Origin of the sequence: Mucilaginibacter pankratovii, from assembly GCF_014773265.1 — a bacterium.
In the GTDB taxonomy this organism is placed as follows: domain Bacteria; phylum Bacteroidota; class Bacteroidia; order Sphingobacteriales; family Sphingobacteriaceae; genus Mucilaginibacter; species Mucilaginibacter pankratovii.
The window spans coordinates 186,230-206,238 of sequence record NZ_JACWMY010000001.1 but is presented as its reverse complement, the minus strand read 5'-3'; the positions used below and the strand labels follow the sequence as shown (position 1 = coordinate 206,238).

Annotated in this window: 14 protein-coding genes; 6 read left to right on the top strand and 8 right to left on the bottom strand. The window is 47.0% G+C overall.

The annotated features are described in order from the left end of the window. The first annotated feature begins 1 nt into the window (after window position 1). Window positions 2-1,741 (top strand): OmpA family protein, encoded by a 1,740-nt coding sequence (locus IDJ77_RS00840; protein ID WP_191187029.1) that lies wholly within the window; start codon window positions 2-4, stop codon window positions 1,739-1,741. A 116-nt stretch (window positions 1,742-1,857) separates the two neighbouring features. Here IDJ77_RS00840 and IDJ77_RS00835 read toward each other — a convergent pair whose 3' ends face one another. Next, window positions 1,858-3,084 carry an aspartyl protease family protein gene (locus IDJ77_RS00835; RefSeq protein ID WP_191187028.1) on the bottom strand — a complete coding sequence of 409 codons (1,227 nt, stop codon included), beginning with the start codon at window positions 3,082-3,084 and terminating at the stop codon, window positions 1,858-1,860. 54 nt (window positions 3,085-3,138) lie between these two features. After that, window positions 3,139-3,876: a DoxX family protein gene (locus IDJ77_RS00830; RefSeq protein WP_191187027.1), complete on the bottom strand. Its 738-nt coding sequence runs from the start codon at window positions 3,874-3,876 to the stop codon at window positions 3,139-3,141. A 179-nt stretch (window positions 3,877-4,055) separates the two neighbouring features. Between IDJ77_RS00830 and IDJ77_RS00825 the strand changes: the two genes are divergently transcribed. Further along, window positions 4,056-5,372, top strand: coding sequence for a hypothetical protein (locus tag IDJ77_RS00825; RefSeq protein ID WP_191187026.1), 1,317 nt, complete (start codon window positions 4,056-4,058; stop codon window positions 5,370-5,372). 5 nt (window positions 5,373-5,377) lie between these two features. On the opposite strand, the gene IDJ77_RS27785 is transcribed toward IDJ77_RS00825, so the two are convergent. Both IDJ77_RS27785 and IDJ77_RS27780 read right to left on the bottom strand, forming a co-directional pair. Further along, window positions 5,378-5,635, bottom strand: a complete 258-nt coding sequence (locus IDJ77_RS27785) for a Type 1 glutamine amidotransferase-like domain-containing protein (RefSeq protein WP_262892783.1) — start codon at window positions 5,633-5,635, stop codon at window positions 5,378-5,380. 17 nt (window positions 5,636-5,652) lie between these two features. Then, window positions 5,653-6,042 (bottom strand): Type 1 glutamine amidotransferase-like domain-containing protein, encoded by a 390-nt coding sequence (locus tag IDJ77_RS27780; protein WP_262892782.1) that lies wholly within the window; start codon window positions 6,040-6,042, stop codon window positions 5,653-5,655. A gap of 231 nt (window positions 6,043-6,273) precedes the next feature. On the opposite strand from IDJ77_RS27780, the gene IDJ77_RS00815 reads away from it, so the two are divergent. Next, a complete protein-coding gene (locus tag IDJ77_RS00815) occupies window positions 6,274-6,537 on the top strand; it encodes a hypothetical protein (RefSeq protein ID WP_191187025.1) in 264 nt (87 codons plus the stop codon). Window positions 6,538-6,581: 44 nt separating this feature from the next. Here the strand turns inward: IDJ77_RS00815 and IDJ77_RS00810 are convergent, their stop codons facing one another. Genes IDJ77_RS00810 through IDJ77_RS00795 form a run of 4 tightly spaced genes read right to left on the bottom strand, consistent with a single transcriptional unit; the run spans window position 6,582 to window position 9,269 of the window. Continuing rightward, window positions 6,582-7,238, bottom strand: a complete 657-nt coding sequence (locus tag IDJ77_RS00810; protein WP_191187024.1) for a response regulator transcription factor — start codon at window positions 7,236-7,238, stop codon at window positions 6,582-6,584. A 10-nt stretch (window positions 7,239-7,248) separates the two neighbouring features. Then, entirely contained in the window at window positions 7,249-8,037 is a 789-nt protein-coding gene (locus tag IDJ77_RS00805; protein ID WP_191187023.1) for a sensor histidine kinase, read from the bottom strand. Then, window positions 8,004-8,678 carry a hypothetical protein gene (locus tag IDJ77_RS00800; RefSeq protein ID WP_191187022.1) on the bottom strand — a complete coding sequence of 225 codons (675 nt, stop codon included), beginning with the start codon at window positions 8,676-8,678 and terminating at the stop codon, window positions 8,004-8,006. Before IDJ77_RS00800 ends, IDJ77_RS00805 begins: the two co-directional genes overlap by 34 nt. A gap of 6 nt (window positions 8,679-8,684) precedes the next feature. Then, entirely contained in the window at window positions 8,685-9,269 is a 585-nt protein-coding gene (locus IDJ77_RS00795) for a hypothetical protein (protein ID WP_191187021.1), read from the bottom strand. Between the two features lie 479 nt (window positions 9,270-9,748). Between IDJ77_RS00795 and IDJ77_RS00790 the strand changes: the two genes are divergently transcribed. The 3 genes from IDJ77_RS00790 to IDJ77_RS00780 all read left to right on the top strand — a co-directional run bounded on the left by IDJ77_RS00790 (window position 9,749) and on the right by IDJ77_RS00780 (window position 19,971). Continuing rightward, on the top strand, window positions 9,749-10,300 hold the full coding sequence (locus IDJ77_RS00790; RefSeq protein ID WP_191187020.1) for a phage tail protein: 552 nt from the start codon (window positions 9,749-9,751) through the stop codon (window positions 10,298-10,300). Between the two features lie 49 nt (window positions 10,301-10,349). Continuing rightward, the gene (locus IDJ77_RS00785) at window positions 10,350-10,895 is read left to right on the top strand and encodes a phage tail protein (RefSeq protein ID WP_191187019.1); all 546 of its coding nucleotides are present in this window, start codon (window positions 10,350-10,352) and stop codon (window positions 10,893-10,895) included. A 307-nt stretch (window positions 10,896-11,202) separates the two neighbouring features. Next, window positions 11,203-19,971 (top strand): cadherin-like beta sandwich domain-containing protein, encoded by an 8,769-nt coding sequence (locus tag IDJ77_RS00780; RefSeq protein ID WP_191187018.1) that lies wholly within the window; start codon window positions 11,203-11,205, stop codon window positions 19,969-19,971. The last annotated feature ends 38 nt before the right edge of the window (window positions 19,972-20,009 follow it).

Sequence of the window (20,009 nt, the reverse complement as noted above, 5' to 3'; positions counted from 1 at the left end):
TATGAAGAAGATATTGATCATAGCCTTATTGTTGAATTGTTGGGTGGCCGCAGCCGCCCAGGAGCAGCTGAGTAAAAAGCAACTGGCCGATAAGCTTTTCGAGCGTTACGAGTATTTTAAAGCACTAAATCTTTACCTGCCGCTTGCCGATAAAAATAACCCAAACGTACGCGTGGTAGAACGAATTGCCGAATGCTACCGCCTGATAAACGATCATAAAAACGCCGAAAACTGGTACGCAAGCGCAGTTGCCTACGATAAAGCTGCCGATACCGACCTGTATTATTACGCCGAATCGCTGCTGAGGAACAATAAATTAAAGGAGGCAAAAGTGCAATACCAGGCCTACTATGCCAAAGTAAATAACCCGGAGCAACTGCGTTTTAAGCTGGCCACCTGCGATTCTGCCGCCAAATGGATGGCCTCGCCACGCAAAAATTATACGGTGAGTCTGGAAAAGAGGCTCAATAGTATCTATTCGGACTGGGGCGCAAACTACTACGGAGAGAAGGGTATCGTATTTACTTCCGACAGGGTGATTGAATACGACGAAAGCGGCAAGCAAACCGATAACCGCACCGGCAACGGCTTTTTTAAATTATACAGCGCCAATAAGGATAGCGTTGTGTTACTCCCCGCAAGCAGCGACGGAGGCAAAATATTCAATGGAGATTACCATGCCGGGCCCGCGTTATTCAATGTAACTGCCGATACCGCCTGGATAACGGTAACAACCAGCGTTCCGCGCAACGATCTCCCTATCGACAAACGTGAGAAAGGCAGCCACCAGCGCCTGTATACCCGCAGGCTGATGCTGGTTACGGCCACAAAAGCAAACGGAGTTTGGGGCAATTTTAAAAACTTTGCTTATAATAATATTAAAGAGTACTCGGTAGGGCACGCCGCAGTATCGCCGGATGGCTCTTCGCTTTACTTTTCCTCGGATATGCCGGGGGGCGAGGGTGGAACCGACATCTGGTACTGCGCAAAACTGGCCGACGGGACCTGGGCAAAACCGGCTAATTGCGGTAAAACTATTAATACCAAAGGAAACGAGGCCTTTCCGGTGATTCCGTGGAATAATGGCTTGGAATTCGCCTCCGACGGCTTGCCCGGGATGGGCGGGTACGATACATTTGAGGCAAAAGGCAAAAAGGCCGAATGGAGTACGCCGTATAACCATCGTTACCCGGTAAACAGTACCGCTGATGATTTTTATTTCCTGACGATGAACGGACTCACCGGTTACTTCTCCTCAAATCGTGATGGCGGTACAGGGAATGATGATATTTACAGCTTTAAATACGAATCTCTCCCGCAACCAATGAAACAGATACTACCGCCTGTAATTGCCGGGCCGGCACAACCGGTATTTAAGCCGGAGGATATCCACGCCATTATTTATTATGACCTGGATAAGGCCAACATCCGGCTGGACGCGGCATCGGAACTGGACAGGCTTGTTCTCTTATTAAAAGCCAATCCATCGGTAAAAGTAAAACTGGCATCGTATACGGATGTGCGCGCATCCGGGAGTTATAACATCGGCTTATCTAAGCGACGCTCTGATGCTGCGATAGCATATTTGGTCGGGCAGGGTATTTCGCGTGGCAGGTTATCCGCGGGCTGGTTCGGCAAAGAGAACCTGGTGAATAATTGCCCGGACAGAGCGTCGTGTACAGAGGCAGAGCATCAATTAAACCGGCGAACGGAAGTGGCTTATGATGGAGTAACTAATTGACCTATCTGTTTTTAGCCGGCAATAAAACACCGCCTGCTTATACATTAGCCGTACAATTCCCACACCATCACTATTCCTTTCATCGGGGAACTGTACGCACTAACACCTCAATTTTCTTAGATCCTTCTTTTTAAAGTTAATATCACCTTGGTGAATTTCTTTTCGTGGTAGATCTCCAGCAGTAAACTCCTGCCATCGCCCGATCGGAAAAGACGGTCAAGCTCTTCCAGGCTCATGTTTACCACGGGTTTGAAATTTACGGAGGTGATCTCATCGTCCTTTATTAACCCCACATCATCGGCCGCCGAGCCTGGTTCCACGCGGCTTATTACCACGCGTTTAAGCTCATCGCCGCCCGCGTAGTACTCCAGCCCACTCATGTCGCGTTCAAAAGGTTCCTTCAGGTTGCCCCTCGATTTAACGTACAGCAAGTTTTTACTGTAATCAAATATCAGGATAAACCGCTTCAGCAGATCCATACCCAAATTGCCATCCCGCTCGGCAGAAAATGAATTATCGCCACGGTGGTCGGGGAAAGATGAAAGTATATTGGTAAGGTTGTATTTGCCCAGGTTCAACTGCCGTACACGGCCTATTTCACCTTTTATGGGCCCTGTTAGGCCCATGCCCAGGTTAGCCGCGATAGCTTTTTGAGTGGGCCAGGGGTTAGTATGGTTCTCATCAAGTGATAGCGGGTGCCCGGCGCCAATATCTACAATGAGCTTACATTCGCGCTCGCTGTTATCACAAAAGCGCACACAGGTTTTCAAAAAAGGCTTGTTGTTCTCTATCGTTATAGGCAAAGCCTCGTACCTGCGCGGTGTTTTCAAACTGCCCGGGCGATAGGCCGTTAGTGTGCTATCATTAAAGTTGATTTTAACAACCAGCCTGTTAAAAAACTCGTAGCCCAATAAACCGTGAATTGGCATCCCTGCATAATTGGACAAGCCAAAATGGTCTTTTTTAAATATAGCAGCACTAACGCCTACGCTGTTTATCCCGGGAATCTCTATGTTCAGTGGTTCAGTATAATAAGCATCAAAATCATCTCCTTCGCCAAGCCCGGCCAGTTTAAGGGTGCGCCGGTCAAGTATATTCAGGCTGTCTACCAGGCTTGGCTCTGTTATCACCATAAAGCCCACACCTGTATCCAAAATAAAATTGTAAGGCCCGTTATTATTAATTTTTAGCTTGATAATAATCATGTTGCGTACCGCTTTAAAAGGTACGTTAACGCGCTTACGATTCTCTGTCAGCTGAAAAAATTGCGCATAACTCCGTCCGCTGTAGCCAAAAATTAGCGCCAGTATCAAAAAAAAGTAATATAAAGTACGGCCCGGCATAGTAGCAGGAGGTTTATAACAGGTGGTTATATAAATGTACGCATTCCCGGGCTATTAAGTTGCCATGCTGGCCGGTTTATAATAAACCGCTGGCAAAGCAGCCACCACAAATGCCCCGCCGGCTATAGCAATATCCAGCATTGCGCCGGTCCACTGCTGGCCGCTGTGTACATCGGCAATAAGCAGGGGTACATGGTACAGCAATGCGAGGGTGAATAATAAAATGGCCAGCATCAACGCCGGCGCGCCCATGTACCGGTTGGTAATAATGCCAATCGCTGCTACTATAATAACTATACCTACAATATAATCCCAAACTTCTACCGCCGGGAACCATGCGGGTACCTTTGCGGTAACAAAATTTGCATGTGCAAAATGCTGCAATGCCAAAATGATGATGGGCACAGCAAACAAATATTTGCCGGCGGTTTGCAGCTTTAACTCGCCGGTAAGCATAAGCGCTGTGCCCATAAATAGCACATCCTGCAGCGCACGTGTCCAGCGCTGCGGATCTTGCGGGTGGTTAACCAGGTTTGGAATATGCATCAATAGGATAAACATCGCCAGCATAATGCCCATCATAACACAGGAGAACAAGGCATATTTATTGATGATGATACTTATGGCAGCCAGTATAAAGGCAACGCCTACAAAATACGTCCAGAATAAATGCCATGGGATCCACGCCGGTATTAGTGTAGCCGCAAATTCGGCATATATAAAATGCTGTATACCAAATACTATAAATGCTACAGCATAAAACCATTTACCTATAATTGCCAGCTTAATCATAAAAATATCAACGGGATTTGGTTATTTAGCCGGGTACATTTTATAACTTGCAGTACCAAAAGCGTGATACAAATGTAGATGCGCAAAAATCAATATGTATGCGTTGCGCCTGTACAAGTTGGTACAAGTTGATACAAGCCCGAACAAACCAATAGCGATATTAATTTTGCACCAAGTAGATGCCCATGCCTTTTGATGAACTTATAGAAACACTTAAACTGCAGTATGAGATCGAAACGGGCTGGGGCGACAGCCGCGGCTGGACCAACCAGGATTTTATTAACCTGAGCGAGCGCATACACCAGCGTACGGGCGTTACGCTTAGCCATGTTACCTTAAAGCGCATTTGGGGGAAAGTAAAATACGATAGCCTCCCCAATACTTATACACTGGACACCCTGGCTAACTTTATAGGTTTTAACGGATGGCGTGGCTTTGTAACCGCCCACCAAAAAAATGGTAGTACCAGCGTGGCCATATTGGAGGATGTTATAGTGAACCCCCAACCCGGACATGTACCCGCGCCAACACCGGCTATTACCGATAGGCCAACCAACAGGCGGATATGGCAAATTACAACAGGAGTTGCCCTGGTAACCGGCATTGTGATCACCTACCTCAGTATCAATAAAAATCCACCACCGATTGCCGATAGCGATTATACCTTCAGTAGCAAAAAAGCGGTAACGCAGGGTTTGCCCAATTCGGTTGTTTTTAATTACGACGCCAGTAAAGCGCCGGGCGATTCGGTTATTATACAGCAATCGTGGGATAAGAAGCTCAGGCAGAAGGTTTCCAAATTGGATAAGCAGCATACTTCGATATACTATTACCCTGATTACTATCGCGCTAAACTCATTGTAAATAATAAGATAGTAAAACAGCACGATCTGCTCATCAAATCTAACGGGTGGCTGGGAGTGGTTACGCTGAGCCCTGTACCTGTATATTTTGATAGTGTGGATGTGATGAAGGACGGCAAAATGTCGCTGAATGCGGCTCAAATTCAGGCACGTAACATAAAAATGCAGCCGGTAGCTCCCTTTGTTCTTTTTAGTAACGTGAAGGATTTTGGCGAGATCTACAGCGACGATTTTGTGTTCGAAACGTCTCTCAAAAACAACTATAAAGAGGGGGCGGCCATTTGCCAGCAAACGCACCTTTATTTGCTGTGCCGGGGTACGGCCATAGGTATCCCGCTGTGCGCAAAAGGTTGTGTGTCAGATGTCGATTTTATTTTTACAAACTATTTCCGCTCGGGTAAAAAGAAGGATCTATCTATGTTTGGAGTCGATTTTAGTAAGTATGTAAAGGTTAGGGTAGAGGCCCATAACCGGGTAGGGAAGGTGTATCTAGATGACAAACTGGTTTACACCGTAAACAGCGATATTATCCGCTCCAAAATTATCGGTATCGACTTCAGTTTTCAGGGGACAGGCTCCGTAGATTATGTGAAGCTATCCAACGGTAAAGTGAACTACGAGGATGATTTTTAGTCGGTTTAAGGAGTGAACAACTTCCAATTCCCCTCGGAGATAACTTCGATGGTATCATCGGTTACTTTAATGGCGGTTTGGTCGTCTATGGCATAGGAGGGTACTGGGATGGTTGCAGCCAGCTTTTCTATATTGGCGAGAGAATTGTTCGGGAACCATTCATGGTCCAGGTGCGGGTGAATGGCAAAATTGAGCAGGTTTAGCGCCTTATCCGTTTCGGCAGGCAGCGTATGGTTGCCGTAGGTGGTTCCGTAGCTTGTCATGATCATGCTCCCCGCGCTCAGGCCAACGTTACTATCCTTTGCAGCAACTCCGGTAGGAGGGCGGTAAGGCCGCTCTGCTGCATCCAGTAGCACAGGTACTGGCAGTCGCCGCCGCCAACCAGCAATACATCCGTTTGCTGCAGCATGGGTACCCAAAGCTCCTGTTTAATGCTGGGCAGGGCGGTTAGTTCCAGCAATCCCAGCGATTTCCAGCCCAATTGGCAAAACGGGTCGCCTAAGGTTCCGCAGATCACCTTTTGTACTATTTGTGCGTAGCCGGGTATGCCATATATAGCGGTTGGTATAAAAAGGGCGCTCGCTTCGGCAATGGGTTTGCCCAGGAGTTCAACCAGCGCGTTGTTTATGCTGGCGTTGCTGATGCCTGCGGAAGTGAGAAGAAGTTTCATAAAGTAAATTTATAAAACGCAGCCGGGAGTTCAGCCCATCATCAACCGAAAATGTGTTAATCTTTTCGCCATTGTTGGTGGTCTCAACAACAATCACCGTGATGCCGTTCATTGACGAAATACCGATCTTCGAACTTATATTTTCAGCATAAACTATTGACATTAGCCCTACGGCTGACATTAATTTCGACGAACATCGTTTGTTGGAGACAACGCGAACAAAGAACAAAAATGAATAGGATTGAATTAAAAGAGGAATTAGATAAACTAAGTGTTTACCCTGGATTTTATTCATTATACGATGAACTTTTGCCAGACCGGATAGTACTCTATCACAACTACAGTAAATGGGAGGTGTTTTATTTTGATGAGAGGGGCAATAGAAATGATGAAGTTGTGTTTCCAACCGAAGGTGATGCCTGCAACTATATTTACGGGTTATTTATAAGGAAAAAGGAGATAGAACAAAATCCGTTAAGTAAAATTCCCCAATAAATTGATGGCTGTTAATGGTTCGACAGGCTCACCATGACAAGGGGCTATATCTTTATCAACCCATTCTTCAATGCCGAGATCACCAGCGCCGTGCGCGATTTGGTCTCAAATTTTTGGAACAGTGATTCGCGGTAATTATCAATGGTGTGCGGGCTCAGGTTCATCTGGTCGGCAATTTGTTTGTAGGTAAGGTCCGAGCAGCAAAGCTCCAGGAAACGGAGCTCGTTGGCGTTAAGGTCCGAGTAATCGTTTTTTACCGCCTGCTTGTTTTGGATGTTGCGCAGTAGTTTGCCGGATACCAGCTCGTTTATATAAAACGAATGCTCGTTAATGCCCGCTATGGCGTTCACCAGGTCGGCTACTTTACTTTGTTTTAGCATATAGCCGCCCGCCCCGCTTTTCAGCATCTCAATAATAGGCTTATCCTCCTCAAACATACTCAGGGCAAGTACATTTATATCGGGGTGGTTTTGTTTAAGCCATTTGGTGCTTTCGTACCCATCCATTATGGGCATGGTAATATCCATCAGTACAACACTTGGCAAGGGGTGTTTGGCTATCTTCTGGATCATATCTGCGCCGTTACTGGCATCAAACACTACATTAATGCGGCCGCTTTCGGTGAGCAGGCCTACCAGGCCCTGGCGAAAGAGAGTATGATCGTCTACAATGGCAATATCAATTTTGTCGGGGGAGGACATGGTAAATGTATTAATAAGGTACTGTAATGGTTATAACAGAACCGGCACCACGGGTAGAATCTATCGACGCGGTGCCATTTATAATGGCAGCGCGTTTTTTAATATTATACAGGCCCATACCGGTTTTGCGTTGCAGGGTAGCGTCTACATCAAAACCAACGCCGTTATCGCGGATGGTGAGTTTTAAAGCGCCGTCAACCTGGTCCAAATTAACAAATATTTCTGTTGCCTTAGAGTGCTGAATAATATTATTTATAATTTCCTGGAACAGGCGGAACATAATGGTCTCTTTACCTGCATCATCGGTAAAAGATTCAAACGCGGGTTTTTTAAAGCTGATGGTAAAGCGGTCGCTGCGTTTCATCCAGTCCAGCTCAAACTCAATGGCCGAGAACAGCCCGCGGCTCAGCAATTCCTCGCTGTGCAGCATCCGCGAGAGGGCCTTCACCTCCTTGGTAGAGCGGGCGGTTAAGTCTTCTATCAAAGCAATCTTCTCGGCAGATTTTGCCCTGTCATCCAGGTTGATGGAACTGAGGGTAATGGTGGTAAGGCTTAGCAACTGGCCAATATTATCGTGCAGATCGTAAGCGATCGTTTTAAGGGTTTGCTCCTGTACCTCCATCTGGGTTCGCAGCAGTTCGGTCTCTAAGGTTTTTACCATAATCGATTTTTCTTCTTCGTGTTTTTTCTTTTTGCGATTATACAGCAGCACATACCGTATCAGGAAGATGGGGGCGATGAGGAAAACGATGGAGGTTAGTCCAATTAACGAAACGATTTCCTTTGGCGATATCGGCATACGGATGAAAATGACCAGAATGAGTACAATATAATATTTAGTACGTTAAAAATAATATACCTGATGGAACTGTTGTAGGCAGATACCTCGTTTTGCTTTAGGTAATCAAAAAAGATATTACAGGCGGTGCTGCCAAAGTAAAAGAACAGCGCACCGCTTACCCACCAAAACTCGGCCGATTGCAGCAAAGGCTCGTACCGTTCGTCGGTAAGTTTTATGTAGTAGAACCACATGCAGGCCAATACAAATACGATGGACATTACCGAGGCCGTTACAGCTACAAAATCGGCAAAGTTTACGTAAAACAACTCGCTGATATACATCACCGTAAATAACGCCAGCCAGCCAAACAGCCACTTAACGCTGTAGCCGTAGGGCTTAAACAGCGTGTAGAAAAAATAGCTGGTAAAAAAGCACTCCACTACCACAAAGGTATTGTATACCGGCAGGTTGGCCGTTAAAAATACTTTACGTATCACCAGCCCTGTAGTTTCGGCACAAAAGGTGAGCAGCAGATAAACTATAAATACCCGCCAGGCTGCGCTTTTATCCCGGTAAAGGAATATAAGCGCAACCAGGAAGCAGATAAATTCGGCTGCCGTGTTCAGGGTGATTAATTTACTTAACGGAACAGATCCCATTTTTTATTATTGGATAAGCGTTGCACCAATAGCTGGGCAGTTACTTGGCGGCGGGCACATTTCGCCGCGGTTTTCGGGGCCGGCACCGGCACCTACTATAAAGCCTTTGCCGGGCGCATTAGCGGTTCTTTTACTGTACGAATCAAAGTGCAGCGTGTCGGTGCCAACTATTTTCGGCACAGTAGATACCATTATCAGGGTGTTATAGTTCCAGTATTTTCTGTCGGGTGTTTTCGAGTTTGGATTTTTATTATAAGTACTATCATAAGCGGCGAGGTAAAAACGTACGCCGTCTCCCTTTTCTGCATCCAGTTCGGCCAGTATTTTGCGTAGTTTTTCTTTGTCGAACCATACACAGCGGCTGTTTGGCCTTGCATATTTCTTTTGCAGGCCGCCATTTTCGCCCCATACCGAATCTACAATTCCGGCCCTGCGCTTGTAATTCTCCACATACTTTTTAGCGGTGTCTAAGCTAATCTGATCGCCTATCTGCCCACCGGGAGCGGCGGCGGTTTCCGCGGTTTTGGTTTGGCACGATGCAAGGCCTAAACCTGCGAAAGCCATTAACAAGAGGGTGTGTTTGATTGTCATAACGTTTTAATTTTAAGGTTATCGAAAGTGGGTATTTGCAAGCGAATTCACAAAAACTTAGCAGCCTTTTTTTACCCCTAAATCACCCCCGTAAAAAAGCTGATTACACCCTGTTACGGCTTTTATCTTCAACATACATTTGGATAATAATAAATAATTAATGTTAAGGGAACCAGCGGCCAAATGTAGCCGGGAACAAAATACCGGTTATATTTTGGTTGCGGCGAACCAGAAATGCGTTAGTGGCCACTTAAATAAATTAATCGTTTGTTAAAAAAATATTCCTGAAAGGGATAAGTCATATATGTGAAAACCGTATACAAAGTGTATACATTACACAATTAAAGCATTGATTATTAGTGGTTTTAATAATTTAAATTGAGCTTTTAATATTAAATATTTCTTTTACTAACAATTAAATATAATATATTTACCCAACAATTATAAACCTAAAAACAAAACCCTAAATCATTACAACTATGGAACCTATCATGGGAGAAATTAAAATGTTCGCCGGCAGCTTTGCACCTGTTGGCTGGTTTACCTGCGAAGGGCAACGTTTGCCTATTAACCAGTACACAGCTCTATTTAGCATATTGGGCACCAGCTATGGTGGCGATGGCGTTACTTATTTTCAATTGCCGGATCTGCGCAGCGCGTTCCCAACCCAAGTGAGTAATATCGGCGGCGGGCGCTTAACGCCTTATCAATTAGGCGAGGTTGGCGGCAATCAACAGGTTACTTTAAGTGTGCAGCAAATGCCGGCGCATAGCCACCCGGTGCTTACCATTGCATCGGCGGCTGACCAAATCTCTCCTGAGAATAATTTCCTTGCAATTGGTGTTGATTCAACTACTGGCGCTGCGGAAAATAACTTTCAGGACTTTGTAGACACCACCCTGCCCCAAACCTATTTAAACCAAAAAACCATTGTGCCTGCAGGCGGCAGCCAACCGGTTAATATTACTCCCCCATTTGTTGCCATGCAATATATTATCGCCTGGCAAGGTGTGTACCCTTCAAGGCCATAACCGATATTAATTACCAATTATAAATCCCTAAAACCCCAAAATTTAAACTATGGATCAATACATGGCCTCTCTCATGCTTTTTGCAGGCAACTTTGCACCAAAAGGCTGGTTCTTTTGCGACGGAACTCTTTTACAAATCAGGCAGTACGAAGCTCTTTTTACATTGCTTGGTACAACATACGGCGGCGACGGTATTAGTACTTTTGCACTTCCCGATTTACGGGGCCGTGCACCGGTGCATCCGGGGCAGGGCAGGGGCTTGTCTAATTACTACGAGGGGCAAATGGCCGGTGTAGAAAGCGTAACTATAACACAGCAACAAATGCCGGTTCACACGCATGCGCTGCAGGGGGTAAGTACCGGGGCTAACCAGTCGGATCCGCTTAATAATTATATGTCGGTACCTGTTGATAGCCTTAGTGGTAACGCTATCGCTACCTACAATGATGGTACCGACCCTGTATTTGCGCTTGCGGCGTTAAACCCAAAAAGTATTTCTTACAGTGGCGGTAACCAGCCGGTAACAACTTTATCGCCGGTATTGGCCATAAACTACATTATTTGCTGGGACGGAATATACCCGAGCAGACCATAATTAAATATTAACAGCAGCGCCCTTTTTACATACAGGGGGCTGCTGTTTACGCTTATACTTAGTTGCAAGGCACCTAAGCGCTACAGTTTAACCATAGCATACCCGGCCCAAAACGGCTGATATCATTAATACGCAAACAACAAGTTTTATGCGGCCCGCATTAATAAGCGGTGCCAGACATAAACTTATACATATAATACCTGCACCGCGGCCCGGCATGCAGTTTTTACGGTTGAAACGGGCAAACATTAACATTAAAGTATAGCGGCGCTGCCGTAAAACACACACTACTACTTAAGTAAGCATTATGAAAAGAATTTTACTCTTATTAAAAAGCAACCTGCAAAAAGGGACTTATGCTATCCCGGCTGCTTTTTTGTTATTAGTATTGCTGACAATTAGCACCGCCGCCCGCGCGCAGGTTGTTTACACTATGGGCGAAACCGCCAGCAGCAGCCCTACAGCTACTGATGTTGTTAACCGAATGAATTATAATGGTACCGGGGGAACAACTGTTGCCACGGGGCTGGTATCGGGTTTAATACAGCCGGGAAATATTGCCCTGGACGGTAACAATAACCGCATTTTTGTATCGGACTTGTATACCCCCACCACGGCTATTAAAGTACTCAATGCTACTACAGGCGCGGTGATAAGAACTATCAGCAGTACCAACTCCAAGGCCATAAGAGATATTGCGTATGATGTTGCCGGCGACTGGTTATATTATATAACTGAAGGCGGCAGCATAACTGTAAACGACGCGGGCGATGCTGTTTACAGGGTGCATGCCGACGGAACCGGCACACAAACCGTAGCTACATCCATCACTAAAAATCCTTACAGGGTAGATGTGGATGCTGCAGGCAGTAAGGTTTATGTACTGGATGTAAGCTTCAGCGGAAGGGCTTTAAAAACGATCGACCTTGCGAATAGCAACGCTGTTACATCAAGATCATTTGCCACCAGTGCACCTTCTGTATATGATTTTGCTGTTGATAAGGTAAACGGCTATATTTATTACCTTACCGAAAATTCAAGTGCTGCCACCCTTGCCGCCACGGATGCGTTAAGGAGGCAAAACCTTGATGGTACCAATGACGTGGCTTTGGTAACTTCAATTGCCAATACGCCTTTCCGTTTAGCACTTGATGCGGGTAACAACCGTGCATATGTAGGCGATGCTTACAATGTAACCGCAAAAATAATAGCGGTTAATTTAAACGACAACACTTATAGCACGGTAATTAACTTACCACAAGGCAGCACTGCCGCTGTACATGCAGATATAGCCGTGCCGGAGCAACCTCAAGTAACCACTACAGCTGCATCATCAATAACAGCAACAGGGGCAACACTGGCAGGCAACCTGGTGTACGGCTACGGCATGAGTACAGAACGTGGCGTTGTTTATAGTTCAACTAACAGCACGCCAACCGTAAGCGATACCAAAGCAGCAAACGCTACCGTAAGCACAAACGGTGCATATTCTGCAAGTGTTACCGGCTTAAGCCCATCTACCACATATTACGCACGGGCTTACGCGGTAAACGGTGCAGGTACAACTTACGGTGCTGTTACCACCTTTTCAACCCAATCAAACGATGCAAACCTTTCGGCCTTTACTATCAGTTCGGGTACGTTAAGCCCCGTGTTTGCAGCGGGTACAACCTCCTACACGGCATCGGTAACCAATGCTACAACTTCCATTACGGTAACACCAACCCGCAACCAGGCCAATGCAACTATAAAGGTTAATAACACTGCCGTAACATCCGGCTCAGCTTCGGGCAGCATCAGCTTAAACATTGGCAGTAATACTATCACCACGGTAGTAACCGCGCAGGATGCAAGTACCAAAACATACACCCTTACGGTAACCCGCCCTAAAGCGGCACAAACAATTACTTTTAACGCTATACCTGCAAAAACCTACGGTAATGCCGATTTTGCACCGGGAGCTACGGCAAGCAGCGGGCTTACTGTAAGTTATGTAAGCAGTAATACAGCTGTTGCAACCATCGTTAGCGGGCAAATCCACATAGTAGGGGCAGGTACATCAACTATCACCGCTTCGCAAGCGGGCGACGCAAGCAATTTCGCAGCGAGTGATGTAACCCAAACCCTTACTGTAAATAAAAATGCCATTACCGTTACGCCATCGGCTAACCAAACTAAGGTTTACGGCAATGCCGATCCTGCATCGTACAGTTACACCATAACATCGGGCACGCTTAAAAGCGGCGATGTCTTCACCGGCGCGCTAACAAGGGCTGCCGGCTCTGATGTTGGCACTTACGCCATTACTATAGGTACCCTTAGTTTAGGCAATAACTATACACTTACTGCTGCAAACGGCGACTTTAACATTACCAAAAGGCCTTTAGAAATTACGCCTACTGTGCAAACAAAAGCTTATGGCGATAACGACCCCGCTTCTTATACCTATTCATTCACCAGCGGTACGTCTTTAGCTTCCAGCGATGGAATGAGCGGCCCCTTTGTACGGGCTACCGGCGAAATTCCCGGTGTGTACGCTTTCAGTATAGGCACAAAACATCCGGTTAACGCCACTACCGGTGTAGATGCCACTTCAAATTACACTGTTACCTTCGTAAGCACCAACTTAACAATTACCAAAAGACTCATAACCCTGAAGCCTGTACCGGCCACAAAAGTTTACGGTAATGCCGATCCTACCTACCCATACCAATTTGTTGTTGGCTCGGTTGCCCCAGGCGAAGGAATGACAGGTACCTTTGGCAGGGCCGCAGGAGAGGATGTGGGCGCTTATGCGTTGACCCTTGGTACCAAAAGGCCTGTAAACGCTTCAACCGGAGTAGCTACGGATCAGTATTATACCATATCATTTATATCTGATAACCTTACTATTACCAAAAGAACGGTTAACGTAAGCGCGAATGCGCAAAGCAAAACCTATGGCGATGCTGACCCATCCTTAACTTATAATGCAGATGCGCTTGGTTTCAGCGATACATTTAGCGGTACGCTAACCCGCGCTGCGGGGCAAAGTATTGGCACCTATGCTATCAGCCAGGGCACGCTTGCTTTAAATACCAATAATTATACCCTGAATTTTACCGGTGCTAATTTAACCATCGGCAAAAAGACGGTTAACGTGACCGCCGATGCCAAAACCAAAAGCTTCGGCGACAGCGACCCAGCATTAACCTATACTGCTGATGCATTGGCCAGCGGCGACAGCTTTAGCGGCGCGATAACCCGTGCAGCAGGGGAGAGTTTTGGCACATACGCCATTAGCCAGGGTACGCTTGCGGTGAGCAACAGCAGCAATTATACCCTGAATTTTACAGGTGCCAACCTAACCATCAACAAGAAAACCATTAACGTAACCGCCGCTGCCAAAAGCAAAACGTACGGCGACAGCGATCCGGCCTTAACCTATACTGCCGATGCCCTGATAGGCGGCGATAGCTTTACAGGTGCCATAACCCGCGATGCCGGCGAAAGCTTTGGCACTTATGCCATTAACCAGGGAAGCCTTACCTTAAGCAGCAACTATACCCTTAATTATACTGGCGCCAACCTGAGCATTGGCAAACGTGCCATTGACATTTACTCTGGCAGTCGAGATGTGCAATACGGCGATCCTGACGGTGTGATAGGGTACTCTTATTCGGGTACACCGGTTGCTGGCGATACATTCTCCGGGGCCCTTGGCCGCGAGCCGGGTACAGCTTTAGGTACGTACGCCACTACCATAGGTGCTTTTCAAATAAGCAACGGCAGCAATTACGACCTAATCTTCCATAGTGCGCCGTTTAACATTATCCAAAGGGAGATCATCGTTTCGGGTGGTTCTACCTTTAAGATCTACGGCGATGCCGATCCTGCTATCAATTACAGCATCTACTCGGGCACACTGCTGGGTGGTACCCAAATTACAGGCGCCTTAACCCGCGATGCAGGTGAAACAGCGGGCCCGTATAACGTAAGCCTCGGTACTTTAGCCATTAACGACAGCAATTATAAACTGACTTTCCAAGGCGGGTATTTTGAGATAGACCGCGCACCGCTTACCCTTACTATCGGCAATAAAACCAAAGTTGCTACCAAGCCAAACCCTGCACTTACCTATAGCGTAAGCGGTTATAAAAATGGCGATACCGAGGCAACAGCGTTTACATCGGCCATTCAACTAACAACAGATGCCACCATCAATTCGGGGGCAGGTGATTACAATATATACCCCGTTGGTGGTGTAACCGCCACTAATTACAATATCACCCAGGTAGGCGGTACCATGACCGTAACGCCTGCTTCAAGCGTCAATACACTGGCAAGCGCCACGCTAAATGGAGGCGGGTTTGACACACCTTTCGACCCGGAAACTGATTTTTACTCGGTAAATATTCCCAACGGTTCTACCTCTGCAACATTAATTGCAACCGTAACCGATCCGCTTTCAACCATGTCTATAGGGGCCTATCCGGAAATAGCTACCCCAGTTGCATCGGGCACGCCTTATACCATCAGCTTTAGCAATAACAATACCGAGCAGGTAGGCGTGCATGTAACGGCAGAAAACGGCTCTATAAAATCGTACTACTTTAATGTAAATCCGATCCCGTCAGACTCTAAGTTATCTAACCTGGGCAGCAGCGTAGGTATCATTGCTCCATCTTTTAATCCTCTTGTTACATCTTACTCGCTTAATGTTTCTGCCGAAACAGAATCGGTTATCATTACCCCAACCACGCACGACCCGGCAGCTAAAGCAAGGGTTAACGGTGGCGCCGGTGGTGGCGGAGAAGGCGGCAGCAGCTATGGTGCCAAAACCGTACTGTTATACGAAGGTCCGAACTATATAAACATCAATGTAAAATCGGCAGATAACACCGGCAATACATTTTACACACTTGTTATTAACCGCCCAATTACGCTTGCAGGCCTTGCCATTAGCGCAGGTACTTTAAGCCCGGCGTTCGACCCAACGGTTACTACTTACACCGCGAAGGTTCCGGAATCGGTACCGAGCATTACCATAACCCCATCGGCAAGGCAGGATTTTTACCAGCTGCTGGTGAACGGCGAATATGTTAGCAATAACACCGCATCGGCCCCGATAACCATTGGCGATGGCGCACCAACCGTTATCACCACAAAAATTACAGCCGGCGATGGCGAAACCAGCAAAACGTACACTATTAACGCCGTACATGCATCCAGCAATGCCGACCTTGCTGGCATCAGCCTTAGCACAGGCGCATTAGACCCGGTTTTTGATGCAGCAACGTTAACTTATAATGTTTACCTGCCAAACAGTACAACAGCGGTATCGTTTACACCAACGCTGGCAAATGCAAATGCAACCATGACGGTTAATGCCGCCCCTGCAGCATCAGGCGCAGCCATTACCCTTAACAACCTTAGCGTTGGCTTGCACAATTACTATATAGTAGTAACTGCCGAGGATGGCGTGGTTACCAAAACCTACACTTTAAGCATAACCAGGCCACCTTCAAGCGAACCGGGTTTAGCCAATATAACTTTAAACCATGGCAGCTTGTCGCCAGCGTTTAACCCAACGGCAGATCCTAATTACAGCGTAACTTTACCTGCCGGTGTCGAGTCGGTAGATATGAGCCTTACCTTATTGGATACAACCGCTTCGCTACAGGCAAGGCTTAACGGGCACAGCCTGACCATCCCTAACCAGCATTTAATAACTGTACCGGTTAACGCCCTGTACAACACACTTATCCTTACCAGTACTGCGCAGGATGGGACCACAGTTGCCATCTACACCATAACGCTGGAGCGCCCAATATCTACAGACGCTACCCTAAGCGCGTTAACCACCAGCATAGGCACCTTTACAACGCCGTTTAACAGTGCAGCTACCGCTTACGACGTTGTGGTGCCCGATGAAACCATCAATATTAATTTGACGCCTGTGGCCACCAGCGGTTTCGCTACCATAAAAGTGAACGGAGTGCCTTTAGCAAAAGGCTTTAGCTCGCAAAGCTTGCCGGTAAGCGCTTCTGTAAATAATTACCCTATTGAGGTAACAGCAGAAAGCGGCGCTATCAAAACCATAGCCGTACGGGTGATAAAGGCAACTGCCACTAACCCAAGCCTGGCCAGTTTAACCATTAGCGCAGGCACTTTAAGCCCTGTGTTTGATAAGGATGTGGTGAATTATGCAACCACGGTAGCCTATGCAATAACCAGCATAACCCTTACCCCAACCTCGGTTGATCCGTCGGCTACGATAAAGGTAAACGGCAACGGCACCACCAGCGGCGCGGCATCAGCATCAATCGCGCTGCTTACCGGCCCTAATACTATCCCGGTAGAAGTAACGGCAACAGATGGCAGCAGTGTTAAAACCTATACCGTAACAGTAATCCGTACGGGCTCCAGCAATACGGGGCTCAACAGTATGACCATCAACCCGGGTGTACTTACCCGTGTAGGCACATCAGATAACTACACTACCTCGGTAAGCCCTACCGCAAGCAGTGTGCAGCTTACCCTGGCCACAAAAGATCCTGCAACAATAAAGGTGGATGGCGTAACTACGGCTCAAAACACTGCCTCTGCACCTGTAGCGTTAATTGGTACCACAACAACATTCCCGGTAGAGATAACGGCGGAAGATGGGGTAACAACACGTGTGATCAATATCACCGTAAACAAAACAGGCTCCAACAATACAGGGTTAGGCTATATTGCAGTTAGCTCGGGACCAGTGACGCGTGTAGGCACATCAAATAACTGGACTACGATAGCCATCAGCACCGTAAACAGTGTGCAGATCACCCTGGGTACAAAAGATCCGGCTACGATAAAGATCAACGGCGTAATCACGGCACAAAATACAGCCTCTGCACCAGTAACACTTACAGGCGCCGCAACAGCGGTTCCAGTAGAGATAACGGCAGAAGACGGGGTAACCAAACTTACATTTAGCATCACTGTTAACAAAATACCATCAAGCAATACAGGTTTGAACAGTATGACTATCAACCCCGGTGTACTTACCCGTGTAGGCACATCTGATAACTATACGTCTTCGGTAGGTAATAGTGTAAACAGTGTGCGGCTCACCCTGGGTACAAAAGATCCGGGTACGATAAAGGTGAATGGTGTAAGTACGGCGCAAAACACGGCATCTGCACCAGTAACGCTAACGGGCGCTGCAACAACGTTCCCTGTAGAGATCACGGCAGAAGACGGGGTAACCACACGTGTGCTCAATATTACGGTTAACAAAACAGGCTCTAACAATACAGCGTTAAATTACATTGCCATTAGCTCGGGCGCGGTAACGCGTGTAGGTACATCAGATAACTGGACCTCCTCGGTAAGTAATAGTGTAAACAGCGTACAGTTAACCCTGGGTACAAAAGACCCTGCAACGATAAAGATAAATGGCGTAACCACAGACCAAAACACGGCCTCTGCACCGATAACGCTTATCGGCGTTACAACCGCTATCCCGGTAGAGATCACGGCAGAAGATGGCGTAACCACACTGGCATTTACCGTAACTGTTAATAAAACAGGCTCTAACAATACAGGGTTGAGCACTATGACTATCAGCCCGGGTGTACTTACGCGTATAGGCACGTCAGATAATTATACATCTTCGGTAAGCTTTAGCGTAAACAGCGTACAACTCACCCTGGGTACAAAAGACCCCGGAACGATAAAAGTAAATGGCGTAAGCACAGCACAAAACACGGCCTCTGCACCAATAACGCTAACCGGGCCTACAACGACGTTCCCGGTAGAGATAACAGCGGAAGATGGCGTAACTACACGTGTGCTCAATATCACAGTTAATAAAACTGGTTCCAACAATACAGCGCTCAACTTTATTGCTGTTAGCTCGGGCCCAATAAGCCGTGTAGGTACATCAGATAACTGGACGGCCTCTGCCAGCAGCACCTTAAATACAGTGCAGATCACCCTGGGTACAAAAGACCCTGCAACGATAAAGATAAACGGCGTGAGCACAGACCAAAATACGGCCTCTGCACCGGTAACGCTTATCGGCGTTTCAACAGCCATCCCGGTAGAAATTACGGCGGAAGATGGGGTAACCACACTGGCATTTACCATAACGGTTAACCGCACAGGTTCAAACAATACGGGGTTGAGCAGTATGTCTATCAACCCTGGCGTACTAACCCGTGTAGGCACATCAGATAACTATACTTCTTCGGTAAGTAATAGCGTAAACAGCGTAGAGCTCACCCTGGGGACGAAAGATCCGGCAACGATAAAGGTAAACGGTGTAGCAACAGCGCAAAACACGGCCTCTGCACCGGTAACGCTAACGGGCGCCGCAACAACGTTCCCGGTAGAGATAACGGCAGAAGATGGGGTAACTACACGTGTCATCAACATTACGGTTAACAAAACAGGCTCCAACAATACAGCGCTTAATTATATTGCAGTTAGCTCCGGCCCGATAACGCGTGTAGGCACGTCAGCTAATTGGGTATCCTCGGCAGGCAATAGCGTAAACAGTGTACAGATAACCCTGGGGACTAAAGACCCGGCAACAATAAAGGTGAACGGTGTAACCACGGCCCAACGTACGGCCTCTGCACCGTTAACACTGGCAGGTACCGCAACAGTCATCCCGATAGAGATCACAGCTGAAGACGGGGTAACCACGCTGGCGTTCACCATCACCGTAAACCGTACAGCGCCACCGGTAATAGCAGCTGTAAATAAAAATAGAAACACGATAGATGTGCTGCAAAAACCAGAGCCGTCAACAGATGTGCTGGCTATAGACCTGGTGGTTAAACAGGCGGTATCGCCAAACGGAGACGGTATTAACGACAGGTTGACCATACAGGGCATTAACGCTTTCCCTGAAAATACCGTCCGCATCATGAACCGAAACGGTGACGTGGTTTACGAAGCCAGGGGCTATGATAACGAAAGCAAGGCTTTCGACGGGCACAGCAGCAAAGGCACCCTGCAGCAGGCCGGTACTTATTTCTACTCGGTAGAGTACAAGAAAGGAACCGAAACCAAACGCAAAACCGGGTACATCGTAGTTAAATATTAATTATAAAAGGGAAAGAAGCGTAGCGCTTATTAACGATT